Annotated in this window: 2 protein-coding genes; both read right to left on the bottom strand. The window is 61.2% G+C overall.

All coding sequences use genetic code 11. From position 1 onward, the window contains the following. On the bottom strand, nucleotides 1-451 hold a 451-nt coding region (locus BBB56_RS23375), incomplete at its 3' end, for a conjugation system SOS inhibitor PsiB family protein (RefSeq protein ID WP_123803267.1). 148 nt (nucleotides 452-599) lie between these two features. Beyond that, complete coding sequence (locus BBB56_RS23370; protein WP_123803266.1) at nucleotides 600-1,142, bottom strand: single-stranded DNA-binding protein; 543 nt, start codon at nucleotides 1,140-1,142, stop codon at nucleotides 600-602. Nucleotides 1,143-1,460: the final 318 nt, after the last annotated feature.

The raw sequence follows: 1,460 nt of genomic DNA, 5'->3' as shown, positions 1-1,460 counted from the left end.
GGCCGATGGTTTCCGGCTCAAACTGTTCGGTGTTCAGAACGTACAGCCCGGTGTGATCGGGATTTATCCAGATAAGCCCGTGCCAGAACGGCGACTCGCTGCCCGGGCTCAGGATGTCGAGCGTGACGAGTGGATTTTTTCGGTGCGTCAGGCGGAGATGAACCGGGAACACCCCGCCCCACTCTCCCCGGCATTCGCAGTCGGTAAGCCAGGCATTGCTGAGCTGCAGGGCATTCAGTACGGTCCCGCACAGCCGCCGGCGAAACTCCTCGCCGCGCGCGCTGTAGGCCTCAAAGTCGCCCGGCGTGAATGCCTTCAGACGTTGCAGTGTCACGCTCTCATCGCGGGTCAGCTCGCTGCCGCAGCAGCTGCGGTAGCCGCCGCGCCGGCGGCCGTAATATGCGGAGGTCTTGCCGTGACGAATTTTTTCTTTAGACTGAGTCGCTGACATTTCGAATTCCTCATAATTTGATTGTCATGCCCTGCGCGGAGTTACAGCTCCGCCAGGGCAACCATCCCGGCCGTATCGGCCGCCTTCCTGCTTTGTTACCTTCTGTTTTCACCTCTGTCGCAGCCTCGCGTGAGCAAAGCCGCGTCATTCAGAACGGGATGTCGTCGTCAAAATCTGTCGGCGGATAATTACCCTGCGGCGATGCCTGGGGTTCCGGCTGCGGCTGAGCCGCGCTGCGACCGCCCTTACCGCCTTTGCCGCCGTTGCCCGCAGCTGGCTGTGCCGGCTGAGCGTTTTGCTGCCCGCTGAACTGCTGTCCGGTCTGCCCGCCGGTGCCATTGCCGCGCCCGCCCAGCATCTGCATGGTGCCGCCAACGTTCACCACGACTTCGGTGGTGTACTTGTCCTGCCCATCCGAGCCCTGCCATTTACGCGTGCGCAGCTGGCCCTCGATGTAAACCTGCGAGCCCTTGCGCAGGTACTCCCCCGCCACCTCTGCGAGCTTTCCGAACAGCACCACGCGGTGCCACTCCGTTACCTCTTTGTTCTCACCGGTCTGCTTGTCGCGCCACGTTTCTGACGTGGCCAGCGTGATGTTTGCGACCGCGCCGCCGTTCGGCATGTAGCGCACCTCCGGGTCCTGTCCCAGATTGCCGACCAGGATGACCTTGTTGACGCCTCGTGAAGCCATGTTCGTTCTCCTCATGCAGTTGGGTTTTAAACCACGTCACCCGTTGAGTTTCGGGAGCCGCGGTGTTGACGTTTTGTGGAAATCGGCTGGTTTTTTCCTCCGGTATTCACTTCACCCGTTTGAGATCCTTCGCCGCGAGGGCGTAAACCAGCGCGGGTGACGGCAGGCGTCCAGGGCGACGGGGACATTTATTTCCGGTCTAGCGCAGTGGCCGGAAATAAATTTTCACGGCGTTCACTTCACCCTGGAGGACCACGGCGCCTGTGCTTGTCTCAGCCCCGGCGAAAGGACTTAAACCGGTGAAGTCCGGCGGAAAAG

The organism is Candidatus Pantoea deserta (genome assembly GCF_003813865.1).
Lineage (GTDB): Bacteria > Pseudomonadota > Gammaproteobacteria > Enterobacterales > Enterobacteriaceae > Pantoea > Pantoea deserta.
The sequence above is the reverse complement of the archived record's forward strand: the minus strand, read 5'-3'. Positions and strand labels throughout refer to the sequence as shown.

Coding starts and splice junctions, on each gene's coding strand:
- BBB56_RS23370 (WP_123803266.1), bottom strand. CDS start 1,142: ATGGCTTCACGAGGCGTCAACAAGGTCATCCTGGTCGGCAATCTGGGA.